The sequence below is a fragment of the Acidovorax sp. Leaf73 genome (assembly GCF_916855635.1).
Taxonomy (GTDB): domain Bacteria; phylum Pseudomonadota; class Gammaproteobacteria; order Burkholderiales; family Burkholderiaceae_C; genus Acidovorax; species Acidovorax facilis.
On the sequence record NZ_CAKASI010000005.1, the window covers coordinates 271,879 to 292,325 of the forward strand.

The 20,447-nt window shown below is 61.2% G+C and carries 21 protein-coding genes; 7 read left to right on the forward strand and 14 right to left on the reverse strand.

The window, feature by feature from the left end; translation table 11 throughout:
- Nucleotides 1-8: 8 nt before the first annotated feature.
- On the reverse strand, nucleotides 9-704 hold the full coding sequence (locus tag LPA35_RS17970) for a Bax inhibitor-1/YccA family protein (protein ID WP_055398139.1): 696 nt from the start codon (nucleotides 702-704) through the stop codon (nucleotides 9-11).
- A 251-nt stretch (nucleotides 705-955) separates the two neighbouring features.
- On the opposite strand from LPA35_RS17970, the gene LPA35_RS17975 reads away from it, so the two are divergent.
- Complete coding sequence (locus LPA35_RS17975) at nucleotides 956-1,363, forward strand: heme-binding protein (RefSeq protein ID WP_121420472.1); 408 nt, start codon at nucleotides 956-958, stop codon at nucleotides 1,361-1,363.
- A 290-nt stretch (nucleotides 1,364-1,653) separates the two neighbouring features.
- Here the strand turns inward: LPA35_RS17975 and hemP are convergent, their stop codons facing one another.
- From hemP to LPA35_RS18020, 9 genes are all read right to left on the reverse strand, one after another.
- Nucleotides 1,654-1,875: a hemin uptake protein HemP gene (gene hemP, locus LPA35_RS17980; RefSeq protein ID WP_228897917.1), complete on the reverse strand. Its 222-nt coding sequence runs from the start codon at nucleotides 1,873-1,875 to the stop codon at nucleotides 1,654-1,656.
- A gap of 268 nt (nucleotides 1,876-2,143) precedes the next feature.
- Entirely contained in the window at nucleotides 2,144-2,554 is a 411-nt protein-coding gene (locus LPA35_RS17985) for a biopolymer transporter ExbD (RefSeq protein ID WP_055398136.1), read from the reverse strand.
- Nucleotides 2,555-2,557: 3 nt separating this feature from the next.
- On the reverse strand, nucleotides 2,558-3,277 hold the full coding sequence (locus LPA35_RS17990; protein ID WP_055398135.1) for a MotA/TolQ/ExbB proton channel family protein: 720 nt from the start codon (nucleotides 3,275-3,277) through the stop codon (nucleotides 2,558-2,560).
- 39 nt (nucleotides 3,278-3,316) lie between these two features.
- Entirely contained in the window at nucleotides 3,317-4,006 is a 690-nt protein-coding gene (locus LPA35_RS17995; RefSeq protein ID WP_121420470.1) for an energy transducer TonB, read from the reverse strand.
- A 98-nt stretch (nucleotides 4,007-4,104) separates the two neighbouring features.
- A complete protein-coding gene (locus LPA35_RS18000) occupies nucleotides 4,105-4,377 on the reverse strand; it encodes a bacterioferritin-associated ferredoxin (protein ID WP_055402706.1) in 273 nt (90 codons plus the stop codon).
- A gap of 116 nt (nucleotides 4,378-4,493) precedes the next feature.
- The gene (locus LPA35_RS18005; protein WP_228897919.1) at nucleotides 4,494-5,627 is read right to left on the reverse strand and encodes an alpha-hydroxy acid oxidase; all 1,134 of its coding nucleotides are present in this window, start codon (nucleotides 5,625-5,627) and stop codon (nucleotides 4,494-4,496) included.
- On the reverse strand, nucleotides 5,624-6,307 hold the full coding sequence (locus LPA35_RS18010) for a Fe2+-dependent dioxygenase (protein ID WP_228897921.1): 684 nt from the start codon (nucleotides 6,305-6,307) through the stop codon (nucleotides 5,624-5,626). The genes LPA35_RS18005 and LPA35_RS18010 overlap by 4 nt, the downstream gene beginning before the upstream one ends.
- Nucleotides 6,308-6,468: 161 nt before the next feature.
- Nucleotides 6,469-8,637 (reverse strand): TonB-dependent siderophore receptor, encoded by a 2,169-nt coding sequence (locus LPA35_RS18015; protein ID WP_228898425.1) that lies wholly within the window; start codon nucleotides 8,635-8,637, stop codon nucleotides 6,469-6,471.
- Between the two features lie 348 nt (nucleotides 8,638-8,985).
- Complete coding sequence (locus tag LPA35_RS18020) at nucleotides 8,986-9,306, reverse strand: SWIB/MDM2 domain-containing protein (RefSeq protein WP_055402700.1); 321 nt, start codon at nucleotides 9,304-9,306, stop codon at nucleotides 8,986-8,988.
- Nucleotides 9,307-9,708: 402 nt separating this feature from the next.
- Here LPA35_RS18020 and rraA point away from each other — a divergent pair, with 402 nt between their 5' ends.
- On the forward strand, nucleotides 9,709-10,224 hold the full coding sequence (gene rraA, locus LPA35_RS18025) for a ribonuclease E activity regulator RraA (RefSeq protein WP_228897923.1): 516 nt from the start codon (nucleotides 9,709-9,711) through the stop codon (nucleotides 10,222-10,224).
- 20 nt (nucleotides 10,225-10,244) lie between these two features.
- On the opposite strand, the gene LPA35_RS18030 is transcribed toward rraA, so the two are convergent.
- On the reverse strand, nucleotides 10,245-11,207 hold the full coding sequence (locus tag LPA35_RS18030) for a DMT family transporter (protein ID WP_255669774.1): 963 nt from the start codon (nucleotides 11,205-11,207) through the stop codon (nucleotides 10,245-10,247).
- A 38-nt stretch (nucleotides 11,208-11,245) separates the two neighbouring features.
- Here LPA35_RS18030 and LPA35_RS18035 point away from each other — a divergent pair, with 38 nt between their 5' ends.
- Both LPA35_RS18035 and aceA read left to right on the forward strand, forming a co-directional pair.
- Nucleotides 11,246-11,668: a gamma-glutamylcyclotransferase gene (locus LPA35_RS18035; RefSeq protein WP_228897926.1), complete on the forward strand. Its 423-nt coding sequence runs from the start codon at nucleotides 11,246-11,248 to the stop codon at nucleotides 11,666-11,668.
- Between the two features lie 264 nt (nucleotides 11,669-11,932).
- Nucleotides 11,933-13,264, forward strand: a complete 1,332-nt coding sequence (gene aceA, locus LPA35_RS18040; protein WP_055402695.1) for an isocitrate lyase — start codon at nucleotides 11,933-11,935, stop codon at nucleotides 13,262-13,264.
- 160 nt (nucleotides 13,265-13,424) lie between these two features.
- Here the strand turns inward: aceA and LPA35_RS18045 are convergent, their stop codons facing one another.
- The 3 genes from LPA35_RS18045 to LPA35_RS18055 all read right to left on the reverse strand — a co-directional run bounded on the left by LPA35_RS18045 (nucleotide 13,425) and on the right by LPA35_RS18055 (nucleotide 16,875).
- Nucleotides 13,425-15,308, reverse strand: a complete 1,884-nt coding sequence (locus tag LPA35_RS18045; RefSeq protein WP_228897928.1) for a hypothetical protein — start codon at nucleotides 15,306-15,308, stop codon at nucleotides 13,425-13,427.
- Nucleotides 15,309-15,419: 111 nt separating this feature from the next.
- Nucleotides 15,420-15,815: a GtrA family protein gene (locus tag LPA35_RS18050; protein WP_055402691.1), complete on the reverse strand. Its 396-nt coding sequence runs from the start codon at nucleotides 15,813-15,815 to the stop codon at nucleotides 15,420-15,422.
- 106 nt (nucleotides 15,816-15,921) lie between these two features.
- Nucleotides 15,922-16,875, reverse strand: a complete 954-nt coding sequence (locus LPA35_RS18055) for a glycosyltransferase family 2 protein (RefSeq protein ID WP_228897930.1) — start codon at nucleotides 16,873-16,875, stop codon at nucleotides 15,922-15,924.
- Between the two features lie 565 nt (nucleotides 16,876-17,440).
- On the opposite strand from LPA35_RS18055, the gene thrS reads away from it, so the two are divergent.
- The 3 genes from thrS to rpmI all read left to right on the forward strand — a co-directional run bounded on the left by thrS (nucleotide 17,441) and on the right by rpmI (nucleotide 20,435).
- Nucleotides 17,441-19,360 (forward strand): threonine--tRNA ligase, encoded by a 1,920-nt coding sequence (gene thrS, locus LPA35_RS18060; protein WP_228897932.1) that lies wholly within the window; start codon nucleotides 17,441-17,443, stop codon nucleotides 19,358-19,360.
- Between the two features lie 80 nt (nucleotides 19,361-19,440).
- Nucleotides 19,441-20,049 carry a translation initiation factor IF-3 gene (gene infC / locus LPA35_RS18065; RefSeq protein ID WP_082437675.1) on the forward strand — a complete coding sequence of 203 codons (609 nt, stop codon included), beginning with the start codon at nucleotides 19,441-19,443 and terminating at the stop codon, nucleotides 20,047-20,049.
- A gap of 182 nt (nucleotides 20,050-20,231) precedes the next feature.
- On the forward strand, nucleotides 20,232-20,435 hold the full coding sequence (gene rpmI, locus LPA35_RS18070) for a 50S ribosomal protein L35 (protein ID WP_055402683.1): 204 nt from the start codon (nucleotides 20,232-20,234) through the stop codon (nucleotides 20,433-20,435).
- The last annotated feature ends 12 nt before the right edge of the window (nucleotides 20,436-20,447 follow it).

Consider the following 20,447-nt stretch of genomic DNA (forward strand, 5'->3'; position numbering starts at 1 on the left):
TGCGCGGGTTACTCGCGCTCCCCGCCCATGATGCCCAGCAGGGCCAGCAGGCTCTGGAACACATTGAAAATATCCAGATACAGAGCCAGAGTAGCGCTGATGTAGTTGGTTTCGCCGCCGTCCAGGATCTGCTTCAAGTCATACAGCATGTAGGCGCTGAAGATGCCGATGGCCGCCACCGAGATCGCCATCATGCCGACCGAGGAGCCCACGAACACGTTGATGACAGCGCCGACCATGAGCACCAGAGCGCCCACCATCAGCCACTTGCCCATGCCCGACAGATCGCGCTTGATCACGCTGGCCAGGCTGGCCATCACGAAGAACACGCCTGCGGTGCCGGCAAACGCCGTCATGATGAGGTCGGTACCATTCTTGAAGCCCAGCACCATGCCGATCAGGCGCGAGAGCATGAGGCCCATGAAGAACGTGAAGGCGAGCAGCACAGGCACGCCAGCGGCCGAGCGCTTGGTCTTTTCGATCGCGAACATGAAAGCGAACGCGCCGCCCAGGAACACGATCAGGCCCACGCCGCCGCGCAGCGACTGGGTGATGCCTGTGGCAACGCCCACCCAGGCGCCGAGCACCGTGGGGATCATGCTCAGTGCGAGCAGCCAGTAAGTATTGCGAAGCACCTTGTGGCGCTCTTCCTGCGAGATGCCATAGCCCGCAGAGTGGCCCAGGGTGGTGACTTGGTCATTCATCTTGTGTCTCTCCTTGTTGGCCTGCACAACGCAGACATGACAAATTTTAGGTGGTGATGGTTTTTGGCCCTGCAATACCCGCATCCGGTCACCTACTTTTGGTAAGGGTTCTTTCACCCTGGTTGGGGGTGAAGCGCGGTTGGGATGCCGCTATGCTTGCCGCTTCTTGTGCCGGGCTGGCCCGTTGGCAGCCCGCACAGCCTCCATTTCATCTCTCTGTTTCTCTACTTTTCCATTTCTCGGATCGCACCATGAAAACCAAACACGAACTCGAACTGGCCGATGTCAAGGCCGTCGCCGCAGCGGCCGAAGCCGAAGCCCTCAAGAACAACTGGGCAGTGACCATCGCCATCGTCGATGACGGCGGCCATCTGCTGTGGCTGCAGCGCCTGGATGGCGCCGCAGCGGTGTCGTCCCACATCGCCCCGTCCAAAGCGCGCACGGCCGCTTTGGGGCGCCGTGAGAGCAAGGTGTACGAGGACGTGATCAACGGTGGCCGCACATCCTTCCTGAGCGCCCCCACGATCGACGGCCTGCTCGAAGGCGGCGTGCCGATCCTCAAGGACGGCCAGTGCCTGGGCGCCGTGGGCGTGAGCGGTGTGAAGTCCACGGAAGATGCGCAGATTGCCCGCGCCGGGATTGCAGCGCTGGGGCTTTGATACCCGCGGGTTGCTGGAGATTGCTATAGACTTAATAGCTGCTAGCGCTTTTCCATCAAGCGCTAGCAACCAAAAAAGCTTTAAGCTTTCATTGCAAACCAGCATCTCCCATAAAAAAACCGGCCACTGGCCGGTTTTTTTATGGGGTTCGATGAATCCTGGGGCGAGGAGAGCTGGGGAGAAAAAAAGCCTGGCTACGCGGGCGAACCCGTTGGCTGGCAAAAACGACCCTTTCGAGCTTGTTGCAAGCCCGGGAGTCGCCCCACGATGAAACTTGGTTCCTGGTGCAATTACTTGGTGAGGATGAGCTTGCCCAGCTTGGTGGCCTGCAGGCGATACACCGAGCCGTTGTGGCTGATCGCTACCGCTTTCTGACCCTGAAGCAGGGCACTGCTGTCCACGGCGCCTGCCACTGTGTCGGCAGGGTGGGGCGTGTCCCGATCCGTGCGTGGCACGGGCAAGTCTGAAGGGGCAGTACGCAAGAGCGAGGCGGCGGTCAGTGTGGCTTGCATGAAGAGTATTCCTGTTGCGTTGCAGTGCGTTTTGTTAATGATAACGATTCGCAATTACGAGTCAAGCGGGTTTGGTGTTTCTTTTTGTTGTTTTTTATGGCCTGTGCGACCCTGAAAAGACTTTGAACAGGTTCTGAGGGCCTTCAACGCCTGTGCCCGGGCAGCGTTGCTGCACCGGGCACAGGCGTGAAAACGTTCTTGAAAGTGACCTGCAGGCGGTGCTGATTCGGGCGAAATGGATTCACTGCGCCTGTAAAGCCCGACCCACTCAGGACTGGGGCTCGGTCACGAACCCAATCTTGCGCACGCCGGCCCGCTGCGCTGCGGCCATGGCCTGGGCCACGAACTCGTAGCGCACGTTCTTGTCGCCCCGGATGTGCAGGTCGGGCTGGGGTTCCTTGGCGGCCTCGGTCTGCAGTCGGGGGAAGAGTTCTTCCTCCGTGACCTCGAATTCGTTCCAGAAGTACTTGCCATCGGCCGACACCGACAGGCGCACGGTCTCGGGCTTGATGTTCTCGGGCTGGTTGGTGGCGCGGGGCAGGTCCACGTTCACCGAGTGTTTCATTACCGGCACGGTGATGATGAAGATGATGAGCAGCACCAGCATGACGTCCACGAGGGGCGTCATGTTGATCTCGTTCATCACGTCATCGGCATCGTCTTGGGTTCCGAAGGCCATGGCTTAGCCACCTTTCTTCATGGGCAGGACCTTGCCTTGCTCGCCGGGCGCATTCACGCGGGCGCCGGTCACAAAGTAGGCATGCAGGTCGTGCGCAAAGCTGTTGAGGCCGCCCAGGATGGACTTGTTGCCACGCACCAGCGCGTTATAGCCCAGCACGGCAGGGATGGCCACGGCCAGGCCCAGGGCGGTCATGATCAGCGCCTCGCCGATGGGGCCGGCCACCTTGTCGATGGTGGACTGGCCCGAGGTGCCAATGGCCAGCAGTGCGTGGTAGATGCCCCAGACGGTGCCGAACAGGCCGATGAACGGGGCGGTGGAACCCACCGAGGCCAGGATGGCCAAGCCCGATTGCAGGCGTGCAGTGAACTCGTCAATGCAGTTGCGCAGGCAGCGGGTGACCCAGTCGCTCACGTCCAGGCTGTCGTGCAGGTGGGCCTTGGTGTTGCGGTGGTGGGCGGTGGCTTCGCGGCCTTCCAGCGCCAGGTGGCGGAAGGGGTTGGTGGGGTCGGCGCCCAGCTTGGTCAGCCCGGCGGCAAAGTCTTCGCTGTGCCAGAAATCCTGGGCGGCGCGGGCGTGTTTCTTGAACTTGATGATGTCCAGCGCCTTGATGAGGATGACGATCCACGAGGCCAGCGACATGGCCAGCAGCAGGATGGCGACGGCGCGGGTGACAAAGTCACCCTGGATCCAGACGTTGGCGATGCCGAATTGCGATTCCATGAGAAAACTCCCTAAAGCGATGATTGGTGGTGAATGCGGTTATTCGAGAACGAAATTGACAGGGACCAGGTTCCACATGGTCTCGGGCACGCCGTTGCGTTTGCCCGGCACGAAGCGCCAGCGCATGACGGCCTCCTGGGCCTGCCGGTCCAGGCGGTCGAAGCCGCTGGACTTGTTGATTTCCACCTTCTGCGGGGTGCCGTCGATGCCGATCAGTACGCGCAGCACCACCTTGCCCTGTTCGCCCATGCGTTTGCTGATGGCGGGGTAGCTGGGCTTGGGGTTGTTCAGGTAAGCGGCGTCGCTCGACGGCAGCTCGATCTTGGGCGGTGCGGGCGGAGCCGGGGGGGCTGGCGCAGGCGCAGGCGGGGCGACGGGCGCCTCAATGGGCGGCGCAGGTGGCTGGGGTGTGGTGATGCCCGTGGGGGCGTTGGGAGCCGGGGTGGGGTCGGCAATGGCCACGGGCATGGGTGCAGGGCGTGGAGCCACCTTGGGGGCGGGCTTGGGCGGTGGGGGTGGCGCTGGCGGCGGGGGGGTGACCTTGGGCGGAGCGGGGGGCGCGATGAATTCGGTCAGCAGTTCTGCTGGCACGATGACTTCGGCGGCCTTGCGCAGCAGGCCCGATTGCAGGGCCCAGAGGCCCGCAACATGCAGTGCGACGACGGAGCCCACGATCACGGTATTGCGGCTGAGGCCCCCGGGGGTGGCAAATCGATCTGGGTGAGACATAAAAATGATAGCAGCTAGCGCTTGTAAATCAAGCGCTAGCGCCCTAAAAGACCTCGATTATTTGCGAAAGATCCACCAGGCCGAGCCTGCGACGAGGATCAGGCTGCCTGCGAGTGTAGAGAGGAGTTCCATGACTTGCTTTCCAGGATGGAGCTGGCAAGCTGGATCGTTTTCGGCGCTGCCTCATTGTGCAGGGCGGCCACCGGACTCGATGCACTGCACTGCGCCACCACATCCCGGGCGCAGCTTTCGCAGCACCCGCATTGGGTGGCCACGCCCAGTTCGAACTGGATTTCGTCAAAGCTCATGCCTGCACGTGCGTGGCGGGCAATCTCACGGTCGGAAATCCGGCGGCAAACACAGACGATCATGGCGGCAGGCAGTGTGGCTGGCTGTTGAAGGTGATCTTATTATAAATACGAATCTATCGCATTTGCAATAAATCATTTCCCGCAACGGGGACAAGGCCCACGGAGCGAGCAGGTCCTCAACGCGGCACCAGTAGCGCCGGGGACGCGTCGGCCAGGGTGGCACAGCCGGTGAGCGCCATGGCGATCTCCAGTTCATCGCGCAGCAGACGCAGCACGTGGGCCACGCCAGCTGCGCCGGCATTGGCCAGGCCGTGGACGGCGGGGCGCCCCACCAGCACGGCGCTGGCTCCCAAGGCCATGGCCTTGAGCACGTCGGTGCCGCGCCGGATGCCTCCGTCCACCAGCACAGGCATCGCTGGGCTCACCGCGCGGACTGCCTCGACCACGTGCGGCAGCTGGGTGGCGGTGGCGGGCGTGGTGTCCAGCGTGCGCCCACCATGGTTGGAGACGATGATCCCCGCCACGCCCAGGTTGGTGGCCTCGCGGGCGTCGTCGGGGTGCAGCACGCCTTTCAGCAGCACGGGCAGCCGGGTGATGGACTGCAGCCACTGCACATCGGCCCAGGTGGGGGCGTGGTGCAGAAGGCCGTCGAACAGTGCGCTTTGGCCGGGGGCGAGCGGGACTTCCGGCGCCGGCAGCATGCCCAGCAGGTTGACGGCGGTGATGCCGGTCGGAAGGCGGAACCCGGCACGGCGCTCGCGGTCGCGTGCGCCATGGCAGGGGGCGTCTACCGTCAGTACCAGGGCTTCGTAGCCCGCGCGCTCGGCCCGTTCGACCAGTTCGCGGGTGAAGTCTCGGTCGTGCTGCAGGTACAGCTGAAACCACAATGGCCCTCGCCCCACGTCGTCCCGGATGGCATTGGCCACGGCCTCCAGCCGGGTGCTTGCCTGGGTGCTCAGCACCATGCCTGCGCCCAGGGCGGCTGCGGCATAGGCGGCGCCCAGTTCGCCATCGGGGTGGGCCATGCGCTGGTAGGCCACGGGGGCCAGCAGGATGGGGTGGGCCAGCGTGCGGCCGAGCAGTTCCACCCGCGTGTGCCCGCCCGCCAGCGGGCGCAGCACGCGCGGCAGCAGACCCATCCGGTCCCAGGCATGGCGGTTGGCAGCCAGCGTGATCTCGTCGGCCGCAGCCCCGTTGAAATAGGCCCAGGCTCCAGGCTCCAGGTGGGTGGCGGCATGGGTTTCGTGGTCCGCCAGGTTCACGATACCAGGCGGCAGGACGGTGCGGGGATCGGAGGCAGGCTGGCTCACGTATCCGCCCACATGCGCAGCAGGTTGTGGTATGTCCCCGTCAGGGCCACGGTCTGCGGCGATTCGCCGTGCTCTTGCCGCAGGCGCAGCAGTGCCATGTCCATGTTGTAGAGCAGACGCCGCTGTTCGTCGCTGCGCACCATGCTTTCTACCCAGAAGAAACAGGCCATACGGTGCCCACGGGTCACGGGGCTCACCTGATGCACGCTGGTGCCGGGGTAGATCACCGCGTGGCCTGCGGGCAGCTTGACGCGTTGCTCACCAAAGGTGTCGTCGATGCAGAGCTCGCCGCCGTCGTATTCGTCGGGCTCGGACAGAAACACGGTGCACGAGATGTCGGTGCGCAGGCGTTCGCGCCGGTCCGCCATCTGGCGCACGGCGCTGTCCACATGGTCGCCGTAGTGGTTGGCCCCACCGCCGTAGCGGTTGATGCGCGGGGGGAAGACGCGCTTGGGCAGGGTGGCGGTCAGGAACAGCGCACTGCGGTCCAGCGACGCCATCACCAGGGCTGAAATGCGCTGCGCAGCCTCGCAGTCGCGGGGCAACTGTTCATTGTTCTTGGCCTGGCGCGCCTGCGTGCCCGCACTGTCCTTGCCATCGGCCCAGGGGGCGTTGCGCAGCAGCTGGCGGGCGGTCTGCAGGTCATGCGGCGAGAGAAGATCGGGGAGCGTGAGGAGCATGGCGGGGGTTGTAAAGCAAAAAAGCCGCCCCGGTAAGGGGGCGGCAAATACCTTGAAGAAACGTTGTGACGCCGGTCAGAGATAACTCGCGCAAAACAGAGGTTTGCCACCTGCCTGCCCCTTGGAACTGCAGGTTGCCATCTATGTCTGCGTGAGCCCTGTCAGAACTTCATGCTTGCCGTGACCTGGAAGACGCGGCCCGCGCCCGGAATGTAGTGGCCGCTGTAGATCGAGTCGGCGTAGAGCTTGTTCGTCACGTTGCTCAGATTGGCCTTGATCGTGTAGCGCTCGTTGATGGCGTATTCGGCCATCAGGTCGGCGGTCACGTAGCCGGGCACTTCCCAGCCGGGGTTGCGGTTGGGGGTTTGCGAGCTGCGGAAGTTCAGGCCGCCACCCACGCGCAGTTCGGGTGTGATCTGGTAGGTGGTCCACACCGTGCCGCTGTGACGGGGCGTGAGCGAGGGGCGTGTGCCCTGGCCTTCGGCGCCTTCAGCACCGATGTCGATCTTTGCGCTGGGCATCCACATGTACGAGCCATAGATCTCCCACTTGGACGTCAAGCGGCCGGTGATGTCGATCTCGGCACCCGCGGCGTGGCGCTTGCCCGACAGTACGGCGATGTTCAGGTCGGGGTCGGTGTTGCGCTCACGGTACTTGGTGGAGTGGAACACGGCCAGTCGTGTGGTGAAGCGCTTGTCGGCCGAGTCCAGCTTGGCGCCGATTTCGATGTTGCGGCTCGATTCGGGGGGCGTGTTCACCGTGGCGGCGCTGTACGAATACGTGTCGCCCGAGGTGTTGAACGACGTGCCGTACGAGAAGTGGTACGACTGCAGGTCGTTGGGCTGGTACAGCACGCCTGCACGCTTGCTCCACTCGGAAATCTTCTGGCGGTAGCTGGTGGTGGTGACGGGGCCTGGCGCATCGGCAGGAATGCCGAACGTGTTGTAGCGGCCGTCCATGTTGTCGTAGCGCAGGCCGGCCAGCAGCTTCCAGTGCGGAGCGATCTGGATCAGGTCTTGGGCATAGATGCCAAAGCCCTTGGCTTCAAAGTTGCTGGTGTCGCGCAGCACGCGCAGGGATTCGTCCACGCCGACGCCGTCGTTCGGTGTGCCCACGGTGGTTGGCGGTTTCGTGATATTGACGCCCCCTTGCGCTGCAGTGCGTGCGCCATACACGGTCTTCTTTTCGTGGGAAAAGTCTGCACCTGCCAGCAATTCGTGCTTGTAGCCCAGGGCTTCAAATTTCTTGCTGAAGTCGCTTTGCAGGTGCACCGTGTCCATGTCCTGGATCTTCAGGTGCGTGCCGCGCGTTAGGCGCGTGGCCGGGCCGAAGTTCTCCAGCGTGGCAGCCACGCCGCCGGGTTGCTGGGCGGCCGCTGCCAGGCGGATGGCGCCGGCGCGCTGGTCACGCTCGAAGCGGCCCACGCGCAGTTGCGTCTTGAGCTCGGCATCGCCGTCAAAGCGGTGGATGTGGCCCAGCGTGGCAAAGCTTGCACTGCCGGCGTTGTAGTCGCTGGCGGCGCCGTAGTAGGCCTTGGGGTCCAGGGGCAGCAGCGTGGTGTCGCTGGCGGGCGCGCCTGCGCTGCGGCGGATCCAGGGCATGCCGTAGTTCATGCCGTTCTTGTTGTCCAGGTGGTACAGGCTCACGGAGAACTCGTCGCGCGTTCCGATGCCAAAGGCGTAGGTGCCGGCAATGCCCTTCTTCTCGATGCTGCTGCCCGAGCCGTTGTTGTCGGCCGTGGTGCTCATCGCGTTCAGGCGCAGGGCAGCGTTTTCGCCGGTGAGGATGTTGAAGTCGCCCGTGATGCGGCGGTACTGGTGGCTGCCTAGGGTCAGGTCGACCTGGTGTGAATCGATAAGCCGCGGGGCCTTGCTCACCTGGTTGACCGCGCCGCCGGTGGAGCCCCGGCCGAACAGCATCGACGCCGAGCCACGCAGCAGTTCGACGCGGTCCAGGTTGAAGGTGTCGCGGTCATAAAACGCGGGGTCGCGCATGCCGTCGATGAACATGTCACCCGTGCTTTGCAGCGCAAAGCCGCGCAGGCGGATGTCTTCCTCGCCGCCTTCTGCCGCCAGGAAGGTGATGCCAGCGGTGTTCTTCAGGGCTTCCTTGACGGTGTCGAGGTTGCGGTCGTCGATCAGGCGTTCGGTGACCACGGTGACGGACTGTGGAATGTCACGCAGCTGCTGCTTGCCCTTGCCGATGGTGGTCTCGGTGGCGCGCACGCTGTCTTTGCCCTCGGGGGCTTCGGCACGTTCTTTGACGACCACGGGGGCCAGCGTTTTCTCGGGGGTGGTCTGTGCCATGGCGCCCACAGAGGCAGCCAACATGAGTGCGCCCAGCGGGAGCAGGGCCTTGTCGGACGACAGGCCGCGCGGTGTGGTGGACACGAAGGAAGGAGAAGATTGTTGTGGGCGCAGCACGGAGCTGCGGCGCTGAGCGCGTGGTTTTGCCAAGATGGCCTCCGTCGGTGGGGATGTGCTGATGGCGCGCGGGGCGCCAGGCGCAGGCGAGAGGCAGTGGCTAGGTCAACATGGCTGTGCTTCGACTTGCTTCATTATGTTACATCAAATGCGGGTCATTCTCATTTGCATTGATGTTAATGCGCCACAGTCTGCCGGAGTACAGGCGAAAAAAAGCCGGCTGAGCCGGCTTCTTTGGTGCACCAGGTGCGGGGATTATTTGACGTGCTTGCCAATCAGGCCAGCCAGCTCAAACATAGAGACCTGGGGCTTGCCGAACAGCTCCTTGAGCTTGGCATCGGCGTTGATATTGCGCTTGTTGGTGGCGTCCTGCAGGTTGTTGGCCTTGATGTAGACCCACAGCTTGCTGATGATCTCCGTGCGTGGCAGCGGTGCCGAGCCCACCACGGCGGCCAGCGCGGGGCTGGGCGTGAGCGCTTTCATGAAAGCAGCGTTGGGGGTGCGCTTCTTGGCGGGGGCAGCAGCCGTCTTGGCTGCGGGGGCTGTTTTTGCCGGAGCTTTTTTTGCAGTTGCCATGTTGGGTTTTCCTTGTTGGAAGTAAATTTTCACCAGCGAAAACTAGGCTTTCCCACTGGCAGGCTGATGCTACTGGGAAAAAAACGCGTTTCCAAGGGAGAAACGGCTTTTTTTGCCTCGATTTGTAGCCGTGGTGCCGCGTGCAGGCCAATAAGTTGCCCACGCTGCGCTCCTGCCTTGACAAAGCGGCCTGCGCGGGCCGCGTTTGAGGGCCTGCCCCTGGGGCTGTATGACAATGCGGGGCAACCTGCGTGGCCCGGCGCTAGGAGGCTTCGCGGTAGAAGGCATCGAAGCGAACCGCGCGAGACCGGTTTATCGCACGTTGCAGCCGATGTTCCTTCTGCCGCGCAGCCTCCTAGCCGCTTTCCCTGTTGTTCATTCCGCCTGAAAGGCTTTCGAAACATGACTGCTGCACCTTCCTCCACCCCCTTCAGCACCTGTGATTTTTGCGACGAGCACAAGGGTGATATGAGCGGGTCTTTCCGCGTTTTTCCCCCCGTTTTCCAGAGTTTTGGCGGTGTGGCCGCGTTTGCGGGCCCCGTAAGCACCGTCAAGTGCCATGAGGACAACACGCAGGTCAAGGCTGCTGTGGAGTCACCGGGTGAGGGCCGCGTGCTGGTGGTGGATGGGGGTGGATCGCTGCGCCGCGCGCTGGTGGGTGGCAATCTGGCGGCTGCCGCTGCGCGCAATGGCTGGGCCGGCCTGGTGGTGGATGGCTGCGTGCGTGACGTGGCCGAACTGAACGCCGCAGCCGTCGGCCTTCGTGCGCTGGGGTTGATGCCATTGCCCACCGAGCGCCGTGGCGAGGGGCAGCGCGATGTGGCCGTGCAGATCCAGGGGGTCTGGGTGCGGCCGGGCGACTGGCTGTATGCCGATGCGGATGGCATCGTGGTCAGCACAGAGCCCTTGGCTGCGTAGCGATCGCGGTCGGGCTATCGTCACCCTGCTTGATTGTCGCGTCGGCCGACACGCAGCGCTGTGCGTGAGGGCAGGGTGGCCAGCAGCATGCTGGCCAGCGCGATGGCAAACGCCGCCCATTGCCAGACGGTCAGTGATTCGCCCAGCACCAGCACGCCGACCAGGGCCGCGCTCACTGGCAACATGACCGAGAAGACGCCGCCCTGAGCAGCCGGCACGGCCTTGAGCCCGGTCATCCAGAGCCACACCGTCCACACGCAGGCGGCCAGCGCGTAGAACACCAGCAGCGTCCAGGTGCCCCAGCCTACGGCGGCAAAGTCAAAATGCCAGGCGGCGTACAGCCCGAACGGCGTGGACAGCACAAAGCCCCACAGGTTGATGAGCGAGGTGATGCGCTTGGGGCCCAGACTGCTGGTGAGCTTCTTGCCGATCACCGTGTAAGCAGCTTCGCACACCACCGCGCCCAGCAGCAGCAAGGGCCCCAACCATGCAAGGTTTTGAGTATTTTGGGTGCCTAGCGCTTGTCCAATATGCGCTGAATGCTCTTGTTTTGATAGCGAAAACAAGGCAATACCCGCCACGGCACAGATCACGGCGGCCCAGGTGCGTGGCGCCACGCGTTCGCGCAAAAAGAGCCAGCCCATCACCGCCACCGCGGCGGGAATCGCGGCCAGGGTCACTCCGGCCGTGACCGCATCGGTGAGGCTCACGCCATAGATCATGCAGATGGTGAACAGGAAATTGCCCAGAAACGACTGTAGAAACAACAGCCGCCGGGTTTGTGGGGCGAGGGGCGGCTCATCCACAGGTTTGCGGAGCCAATGCAGCATGGCTATGCCACCAATGCCAAAACGCATCCATGCGAGCAGAAAAACCGGCAGCACGGCGGCCAGCGGTTTGGACAGCGCCACGTAGCTGCCCACCAGCGCCATGCTGAGGGCCAGGCACAGGTAGGCAAAGGGGCGGCTGGGAGTGGTATTCACTAGACTGGTGATCGCTCAACGAAAATGAGGTGCGCATCATGCCCGACGAAACCCCGCCCGCCAGCCCTGCACGCCATGTCTTTGTCTATGGCACCTTGCGGCGCGGCGGATCCAATGACATCACCCGCCTTCGCCCGGCGCCAAGATTCATGGGGGCCGCCCAGGTGCCTGGGGTGCTCTACCACCTGGGGGCCTATCCCGGCATGGCGTTGGGCGGGCCCCTGGGGGTGGTGCACGGGGAGGTGTATGCCATTGAGCCAGCGCTGGAAGCCGTACTGGACGAGATCGAGGACCTGGGGGCGACCCCCAGTGACGAGTATGTGAAGCGCGAGATCGTGGTTGATGTGGGCGGGCAGGGCGTGCCTTGCCTGGTCTATGAGATCAATCCCCGGCATGTAGTCTCTGCACCCCGGATTGCCGGGGGGGACTGGCTGCAAGCGCCGCCCTTGGCCGCGTTGTGAATGCTGGCCTGTTCTTTTTGTAATGCGGAATTTTAATTCCTCAATGTGGAATACGATAGATGTTGCATTGCCGCATTTTTTCTCGATATGAGAAATCAATTTCTGTATTGAGAAATGCTGTGGTTAAGTTGTTGTTTTTCAAAGAGAAAATTTATATCTTCTATAAGACATAAGAGCTTGCGCAAGTCTTATAGAAGACTTAAAGTTGTCTCCAAGGGCGGCACAAGCAGCCCGGCGTTTTCAACCAACCTCTGGAGTGATCTCATGCCCCAATCCCTCAACGAACAACTGAGCCGCGAACAGCAAATTGCCGCCCTGGAAAAAGACTGGGCGACCAACCCCCGCTGGAAGGGCGTGAAGCGCGGCTACTCCGCTGCCGACGTGGTGCGTCTGCGCGGCTCGTTGCCCATTGAGCACACGCTGGCCAAGCGCGGCGCTGAAAAGCTGTGGGACAAGATCAACGGCGGCGCCAAGAAGGGCTACGTCAACGCGTTCGGCGCCATCTCCGCCGGCCAGGCCATGCAGCAAGCCAAGGCAGGCCTCGAAGCCGTGTACCTGTCGGGCTGGCAAGTGGCCGCCGACGGCAACACCAGCGAAACCATGTATCCCGACCAGTCGCTGTATGCCTACGACTCGGTGCCCACCATGGTTCGCCGCATCAACAACACCTTCAAGCGCGCTGACGAAATCCAGTGGGGCCGTGGCATCAACCCCGGCGACAAGGAATTCATCGACTACTTCCTGCCTATCGTGGCTGACGCTGAAGCCGGTTTCGGAGGCGTGCTGAACGCGTTCGAACTGATGAAGAACATGATCCAGTCGGGCGCTGCTGGTGTTCACTTTGAAGACCAACTGGCCGCCGTGAAGAAGTGCGGCCACATGGGTGGCAAGGTGCTGGTGCCTACGCAAGAAGCCTGCGAAAAGCTGATCTCCGCACGTTTCGCGGCCGACGTGATGGGCGTGTCCACCATCGTTCTGGCCCGTACCGACGCTGAAGCAGCCAACCTGATCACGTCCGACCACGACGCCAACGACAAGCCCTTCCTGACTGGCGAGCGCACGCAAGAAGGCTTCTACCGCGTCAAGAACGGCCTGGAGCAAGCCATCAGCCGTGGCGTGGCCTACGCCCCCTACGCCGATCTGGTGTGGTGCGAAACCGGCGTGCCAGACATCGGCTTCGCCCGTGAATTTGCGCAAGCTGTGCACGCCGCCTGCCCCGGCAAGCTGCTGTCGTACAACTGCTCGCCCTCGTTCAACTGGAAGAAGAACCTCAACGACAAGCAGATCGCTTCGTTCCAGGAAGACCTGTCGGCCCTGGGCTACAAGTACCAGTTCATCACGCTGGCCGGTATCCATATCAACTGGTTCAACACATTCCAGTTCGCCCATGCATACGCCCAGGGCGAAGGGATGAAGCACTACACCGAGATGGTGCAAGAGCCAGAATTCGCAGCACGCGAAAAGGGCTACACCTTCGTGTCGCACCAGCAGGAAGTGGGCGCAGGCTACTTCGACGACGTGACCACGGTGATCCAGGGCGGCTCGTCCTCCGTGAAGGCCCTGACGGGTTCGACCGAAGAAGAGCAGTTCCACTGATCTGAAATCCCCCGCACAGGGGATGGAGTTACGGCAAGACAAGAAGCCACCCTGCGGGGTGGCTTTTTTCATCTCTCTCTTTCGTTTGGTGTGGGACGCATCGGGGCCGGGCGGTACGCGCACATGGGCTTTGCGTGGTCTTTCCGGGGAGTTCGCCCCCTCAGTGCGCAGTGATGGGACGGGTAATTGCCGAAACGTCGCAGTCCAGTGGGCCCAGCGTCGACGAAATGGTGGCGCCGTAGACTTGGCTTGCGGGCATGGTCAGTGTCCACTCCAGATCGTAGTAGTTGGAACCAAGGTACCGGGCGTGCGCGGTGGTCAGGGGTTTTTTGTACTCGGCGCCCTGCACCTTCCAATGGGCCTGTTGTTCGATGGGGTAGTCCCTGCCGCACCGCAAGGCAACACGCACGATGGTTTCTGGCGCAGGCGGGAGGGTGAGGGTCAGGCCTTCTGCGAGTCGTGCTGGCAGGAAGGTCATGTAGTCGATCTTTTTGTTGGACAGGACATTGTTTTCTGCCTTGCCATTGACCAGCGCACCAGTGTTGCGGACTGCATAAATCGCGCTGGCGCCCACTGTGGTCATGGCCTGCAAGCCTTTGGTGAAGTCGAACCGGAGTGCATCCTGATCGTTGGCGATGAAATAAAGGGTCTGCGAAACCTGCTCCGTCGTAGCCGGAGAGGGGCAAGGCGCGTCGAGCGTCCGGTTGACGGCGTTGCCCATCACCATGGGGTCCAGGCCGATGACTTGGTCCTGGCAAATCCCTCGGCTCGACAGGCCGTCGCGCATCGCATGCAGGTACTTGAATGTGTACCCCGGAATCTTGTATTCCAGGGGTTCGAGTTTGGGGAAAAACAGCGACGCGAGCAGGAGATCGTATTTGCCCCTTTTCTCGAACTGAAGGTAAAGGTTCAGATGGGCGACGACAACGAGGACCAAGGATGTTGTGGCTAGGGCATTGAAGTGCCCGGTCGAAAGTGACGCTTTTTCGCTGGCGCGCGCCAAACCATAGGCCGCCAATACTGCAAGCCACGGGTGCACCACGTCCAGGTGCCAAAAAGCGCCCTGGCTTAGAAAAGCCATGGAAACGATGAACCACAGCACCGTGGTGAGCAATATCCAGCGGAGGGCCCGCTCTTTTGCTGCAAAGACGATGCCCAGCAACACCCCTCCCAGCATCAGAGTCAGGTGAAAGGCCGTCAGTGCGCCCAGTCCACTGATGGCCGGCTGGATGCTCTCAATGGCGCTGTAGGGCATCAGGAAAACGTCACGCCATTTGTCCATGTCCAACAGATTGCTGAGCCAGCCATGGCCGGAGGCTGTGGCGGCCGACGCAGGCGCGGGCGACAACAGCTTCGAGACGGCCCCTGATTGACTTCCCCACACGGCTGTCAGCCCTGCAATGAGGAGCAGGGAAGCCAGCGTTCTACGGTTCAGGAGAACCTGGTAGTTCAGCAGTGCGTAGATTCCCAGGCCCAGCAACAATGGCGCTGCAGAGGGGTGGATTTGTACAAGCAGGAATGCCGCAAGCGGAAGCAACAGCCCATCGTGACGGTGCTGTTGCGCAAGGCTGATGAACAACCCCAGGACCACATTGCTCAATGTCATCACCAGAGCAGGATTCCAGGCGCTGTGGGTGTAGAAAGACGCAAAGACGGGGAATGCCAGCACTGCATAGGCAAGTGCACATCTGGAACCCAACTGTGCGTGGATGACGCGGAGCAGATACCAGACCGACAGCGCAAACAGAGCGCCGAATGTGATGAAGATCGCAGCCTCGGTGTCCCTGACCAGAAGGGGCAGGGCGAGCAGGTAGTAAAAACCTGGCGGCAGGTTGAAACGTTCCCCGAACAGCGGAGGACCGTTGAGCGGCCATTCCCGGTGATGGATCAGTCTGCGTGCTATTTCCACGTCGCGGATCTGGTCAGGGCCGTGGAATGTAATGTCAAAGAAGTAGACCTGTATGGCCCCCAGGATGGCGACAAAGATCAGCGCTATCCAGTAGCTTGATGTTCGCTGGCGGGTCATCAAAGCGGCTGTCTGCATGTCTACCCTTTTGATCGTCTTGTTGCCGGGGGCTGCGCCCTGTTCCTCGAAGGGCAAGAGAGCCCAAGACCCCTGTTGCGCGGGGTGTGATGGGCCGTTGCCAGAGCTTGTTTAGGGCATGTCCGAGGTCTTGTGCGTGAAGGTCCAGGCGTTGTTGAGAAGGAAATTGTTCAGTGCCACGGCGCCCACAGCTACAAACGCCCCCCAGCCGTACCACAGGCCCAGAAAATCCGTGAACAGCTTGATGATGAGGATGTTCAGCCCCAGGCCGATCAGCGACACGATGCAGTACCTGATCAGCGAAGCCCAGTAGCTGCCAACGTATCCAAAGGTCCAGATCCTGTTCATTCCGTAGGAGATCAGCAGTGCAAATACAAACCCTGTGGTGGTGGCAACGACCGGCCCTGTTAAGCCAAGCTCCACCAGCAGGAACAGGGTGGACATGTGCACCACGGCACCGATAACACCCACAACGCCATAGCGAAGCAGTTTGGAAAAGGAGGGCATGAGGGCAGTGGTGAATGTGAAATAGCGGTGCCGTGACCCCCGCGTGGTGGAGAAAGAAGGGTCAGTGCGCCATGGAGCGCTCAGGCGTGCGGCCTGCGTTGCCGGATCAAGGGCTAGCGGGGTTGTCGGGTTGGTTCAGAGGCAGCTTCTGGGAGACGATGTAGCGGGGTCGTTGTTTGACCTCGTCATAGATGCGCGCGAGATACTCCCCGATGATTCCGAGGCCAATCATCAGCGAGCTGCCGATGATCAGTAGCAGCAAGATGACGGTGGTAAAGCCGTTGATCGCCGCTCCCGATAACTTCATGTACACCGTGTGCATCCCCAGCATGACGGAAAATGCGAAGAAGAGCACACCAAAGATTGTGATCAGGTGCAGTGGAAAAGTGCTGAAACTTGTGACGGCAACGGCCGCAAGGCGAATCAGGCCAAAGACAGACCATCCCGAATCTCCAGCGATGCGGGGCTCCACCTCGAAAGGGATCTGCGTAGACCGGAACCCCATCCAGCTGATCATGCCGCGAAAGAAGACGTTGCGTTCTTTCATCGTGCGATACGCCTCGATGACCCGTTGATCAAGCAGTTTGTAGTCGGACGCGCCGTTCAAGTCGTGGCCGGAGAACGCCCGCAAAATGAGATAAAACAGTTTTGCCCGTGCAGCAGAGAGGCTGGATTCGTCGCCCCGGCTGGTTTTGACCGCTTCCACGATGTCGAACTCGCCAGTGCGCCAAGTTTCGATCATGGTCGGGAGCAGGGAAGGAGGGTGCTGCATGTCGCCGTCCATGATGATCACCGCCTTGCCTCGTGCCGCCTCCAGGCCCGCCGACACCGCCGCTTCCTTGCCAAAATTGCGACTCAGGCGCAGACCCCGCAACCGGGCCATGGTTTGAGAGATGGCGGTAATTTCATTCCATGTGTTGTCTTTGGACCCATCATCCACCACCACGATTTCCCAGGTGGAGGCTGACACAGCCAGAAATTTCTCGACCTCCCGCAAGGTGAAGCGGATGCCGGCTTCTTCACAATAGACAGGGATGACAACGGAAATCTCAGGGTGCATAAACATTCTCATAAAGCCGATCCTGGCCGAAGATCAGCTACGAGCCAGTGTGGGGGGGTGTACCGAAGTGCTGCCTTGGGGTGTGGCTGCGCAATCGGTGCTAGCGGGGTGCTGTTGCTTGACGCCCGTGTTACCGGGACGCCTGGCTTGGTGACGCCCTAGTGCAGGACTTTCTCACATTTCGACGCACCGACTGTAGTTGCCAGATTGACTACCGCCAAAAATCATCGCACAGTTTTGCTCATGGGGCGGGCGTGTTCATGGGTGCTCCAGTTGTGTAAGCGAAACGTCTTTGATGATGTGCGCAAGCGCGTTGTCTGGGCAATCGATCCCGGGGCGGGGGTAAAATGCCAAAAATTCCACTTACAAGAGCGAGAAAGGCAATCTGGTTATGACACCGCGAACTACATCGGAGATGTTGACTGGCCGTTAAGGCTGGCTGTTCGCGCCTGCACGAGATTGCACTCCTCATCCAGAAAGCGCGGACCCGTTCCGCGCTTTTTTGTTTCTGGGCCTGGCGCGTGCCCGCATCCATTGCACTGATTGAAAAGAAAGAGTTACTCCCATGATTCACATCACGCTTCCTGATGGCTCGCAGCGCGAATTCCAGGGTCCTGTCACGGTGGCCGAAGTGGCGGCCTCTATCGGCACCGGTCTGGCCAAGGCGGCTCTGGCCGGCAAGATTGACGGCAAGGTGGTGGACACCAGTTACCAGATCACGGCCGACAGCCCGCTGTCCATCATTACGGCCAAGGATGCCGATGGCTTGGAGGTCATTCGCCACTCCACAGCCCACTTGCTGGCCTATGCCGTCAAGGAGCTGTTCCCGGAAGCCCAGGTGACCATCGGCCCGGTGATCGAGAACGGTTTCTTCTACGATTTCTCGTACAAGCGCCCCTTCACGCCTGAGGACCTGGTGGCCATCGAAAAGCGCATGGCCGAACTCGCCGCCAAGGACGAGCCCGTGGTACGCCGCGTTCTGCCGCGCGACGAGGCCGTGGCCTATTTCAAGGGCCTGGGCGAGCACTACAAGGCTGAGATCATTGCGAGCATCCCCAGCAATGAAGACGTGAGCCTGTACCGCGAAGGCAATTTCGAAGACCTATGCCGTGGCCCCCACGTGCCCAGCACGGGCAAGCTGAAGTTCTTCAAGCTCATGAAGGTAGCGGGCGCCTACTGGCGTGGCGACCACCGCAACGAGATGCTGCAGCGTATTTATGGCACGGCCTGGACTTCCAAAGAAGAACTGCAGCAGTACCTCACCATGCTGGAAGAGGCCGAAAAGCGCGACCACCGCAAGCTGGGTCGTGAACTGGACCTGTTCCACATGGATGAGCATTCGCCCGGCACCGTGTTCTGGCACCCCAAGGGCTGGGCTTTGTGGCAGGAGGTGGAACAGTACATGCGCCGCGTCTATCGCAATAACGGCTACCAGGAGGTGAAGGGTCCGCAGATCCTGGACAAGAGCCTGTGGGAGAAAACGGGCCACTGGGACAAGTACCGCGACAACATGTTCACGACCGAGTCGGAAAAGCGCGAGTACGCGCTCAAGCCGATGAACTGCCCCGGCCACATCCTGATCTACAAGCAGGGGATCAAGAGCTACCGCGACCTGCCATTGCGCTACGGCGAGTTCGGTGCCTGCCACCGCAATGAGCCTACGGGCGGCCTGCACGGCATCATGCGCGTGCGCGGCTTCACGCAGGATGACGGGCACATTTTCTGTACGGAAGAGCAGGTGCTGGAAGAGTGCGCCAACTACACGGCGCTGGTGCAGAAGGTCTACAAGGACTTTGGCTTTACCGACATCATCTACAAGGTGGCCACACGGCCCGAGGCACGCATTGGCACGGACGAGTCGTGGGACCGCGCGGAGAAGGCGCTGATGGATGGCCTGCGCCATTCGGGTTGCGAGTTCGAGATTGCCGAAGGCGAAGGTGCGTTCTATGGTCCGAAGATCGAGTACACGCTCAAGGACGCGCTGGGCCGTCAATGGCAGTGCGGCACGATGCAGATCGACCCCAACCTTCCCGAGCGTCTGGACGCCGAATACGTGGCCGAAGACGGCAGCCGCAAGCGCCCACTGATGCTGCACCGTGCAACCGTGGGCAGCATGGAACGGTTCATTGGCATGCTGATCGAACACTATGCCGGGGCGTTCCCGGTCTGGCTCGCTCCGGTGCAGGTTGCGGTGCTCAACATCACCGACGCACAGGCCGATTACTGTCGCGAAATTGCCGCAAAACTGCAAAAAGCACTTCCGAATCAAGACCTTAGGGTGGCGGTCGATCTGCGCAACGAAAAGATTACGTATAAAATACGCGAGCATTCGTTGCAAAAGCTGCCGTACATCCTTGTCGCGGGCGACAAGGAAAAGGCCGCAGGAGCCGTCGCAGTGCGCGGCCGGGGCAATCGTGACCTCGGCGTGATGTCTGTTGAAGCGTTCGCTGAGCTGATCGCCCAAGACATTGCCACCAAAGCCTGATTTTTAGTGAAAACATGCTTCGGCGCCTGCCATGTGTACGGTTGTAGCTACAAAGTTTGTAGTATTTTGATTGAAGGAAGATAGCCATCGCTACTGAATTTCGTGATCGTCGCCACCGTGAAGAGCGCAAGCACCGCCTGAACCGTGAAATCATGGCTCCGGAGGTCCGTCTTTCGGGTCCTGATAACGAGCCTTTGGGGGTTGTCAGTCTGATGGAAGCCCTGCGCATGGCGGGCGAGTTGGATGTGGATCTGGTGGAAATCGCCGCTACGGCGAACCCTCCAGTGTGCCGCCTCATGGACTACGGCAAGTTCAAGTACCAAGAGCAAAAGCGTGCGGCGGAAGCCAAAGCCAAGCAAACGGTCATTGAGATCAAGGAAGTCAAGTTCCGTCCGGGCACGGACGATGGCGACTACAACATCAAGATGCGCAACATCCGCCGTTTTCTGGCGGATGGCGACAAATGCAAGATCACGCTGCGATTCCGGGGGCGCGAAATCACGCACCAGGAACTGGGCTTGGCTTTGCTGAACCGGATTCGTGACGAGTTGGCAGACAGCATCATCATCGAGCAGTTTCCCAAGCTGGAAGGCCGCCAGATGATCATGATGATTGCCCCGGGCAAGAAAAAGCCTGCTGGCGCCAAGCCAGCAGCAGAGGTTGCTCCGGCAACGGGCACCGCAGCCTGAAGTTGTGCGGGTTGGTATGAGATTTTGAATGCTGCTCCTTTACCGGAGCAGGGTTCAAAAAGGCAGTGTTTCGGCACTGCTGAGCGAAGGGTGCGAACCCTTCGATAAAAGTGGCTCGGGGCCAACAAGTTTGCAGATCGGTTTGCAAACGCCTCACGAGCACAAACAAAAGGAGCATTCACATGCCCAAAATGAAGACCAAGAGCAGCGCGAAAAAACGTTTCCGCGTTCGTCCCGGTGGCACCGTCAAGCGCGGTCAAGCCTTCAAACGTCACATCTTGACCAAGAAGACCACCAAGAACAAGCGCCACCTGCGTGGTGCAGTTGCTGTGCATGAGACCAACATGGGCTCGATCGCACAAATGCTGCCCAGTGCTGGCCTTTAATAACGACGAACA

Bases quoted from the DNA above. Each gene is read 5' to 3' on its own strand.
- LPA35_RS17970 (WP_055398139.1), bottom strand. From the start codon at position 704: ATGAATGACCAAGTCACCACCCTGGGCCACTCTGCGGGCTATGGCATC.
- LPA35_RS17975 (WP_121420472.1), top strand. From the start codon at position 956: ATGAAAACCAAACACGAACTCGAACTGGCCGATGTCAAGGCCGTCGCC.
- hemP (WP_228897917.1), bottom strand. From the start codon at position 1,875: ATGCAAGCCACACTGACCGCCGCCTCGCTCTTGCGTACTGCCCCTTCA.
- LPA35_RS17985 (WP_055398136.1), bottom strand. From the start codon at position 2,554: ATGGCCTTCGGAACCCAAGACGATGCCGATGACGTGATGAACGAGATC.
- LPA35_RS17990 (WP_055398135.1), bottom strand. From the start codon at position 3,277: ATGGAATCGCAATTCGGCATCGCCAACGTCTGGATCCAGGGTGACTTT.
- LPA35_RS17995 (WP_121420470.1), bottom strand. From the start codon at position 4,006: ATGTCTCACCCAGATCGATTTGCCACCCCCGGGGGCCTCAGCCGCAAT.
- LPA35_RS18000 (WP_055402706.1), bottom strand. From the start codon at position 4,377: ATGATCGTCTGTGTTTGCCGCCGGATTTCCGACCGTGAGATTGCCCGC.
- LPA35_RS18010 (WP_228897921.1), bottom strand. From the start codon at position 6,307: ATGCTCCTCACGCTCCCCGATCTTCTCTCGCCGCATGACCTGCAGACC.
- LPA35_RS18015 (WP_228898425.1), bottom strand. From the start codon at position 8,637: ATGTTGGCTGCCTCTGTGGGCGCCATGGCACAGACCACCCCCGAGAAA.
- LPA35_RS18020 (WP_055402700.1), bottom strand. From the start codon at position 9,306: ATGGCAACTGCAAAAAAAGCTCCGGCAAAAACAGCCCCCGCAGCCAAG.
- rraA (WP_228897923.1), top strand. From the start codon at position 9,709: ATGACTGCTGCACCTTCCTCCACCCCCTTCAGCACCTGTGATTTTTGC.
- LPA35_RS18035 (WP_228897926.1), top strand. From the start codon at position 11,246: ATGCCCGACGAAACCCCGCCCGCCAGCCCTGCACGCCATGTCTTTGTC.
- aceA (WP_055402695.1), top strand. From the start codon at position 11,933: ATGCCCCAATCCCTCAACGAACAACTGAGCCGCGAACAGCAAATTGCC.
- LPA35_RS18045 (WP_228897928.1), bottom strand. From the start codon at position 15,308: ATGCAGACAGCCGCTTTGATGACCCGCCAGCGAACATCAAGCTACTGG.
- LPA35_RS18050 (WP_055402691.1), bottom strand. From the start codon at position 15,815: ATGCCCTCCTTTTCCAAACTGCTTCGCTATGGCGTTGTGGGTGTTATC.
- LPA35_RS18055 (WP_228897930.1), bottom strand. From the start codon at position 16,875: ATGCACCCTGAGATTTCCGTTGTCATCCCTGTCTATTGTGAAGAAGCC.
- thrS (WP_228897932.1), top strand. From the start codon at position 17,441: ATGATTCACATCACGCTTCCTGATGGCTCGCAGCGCGAATTCCAGGGT.
- rpmI (WP_055402683.1), top strand. From the start codon at position 20,232: ATGCCCAAAATGAAGACCAAGAGCAGCGCGAAAAAACGTTTCCGCGTT.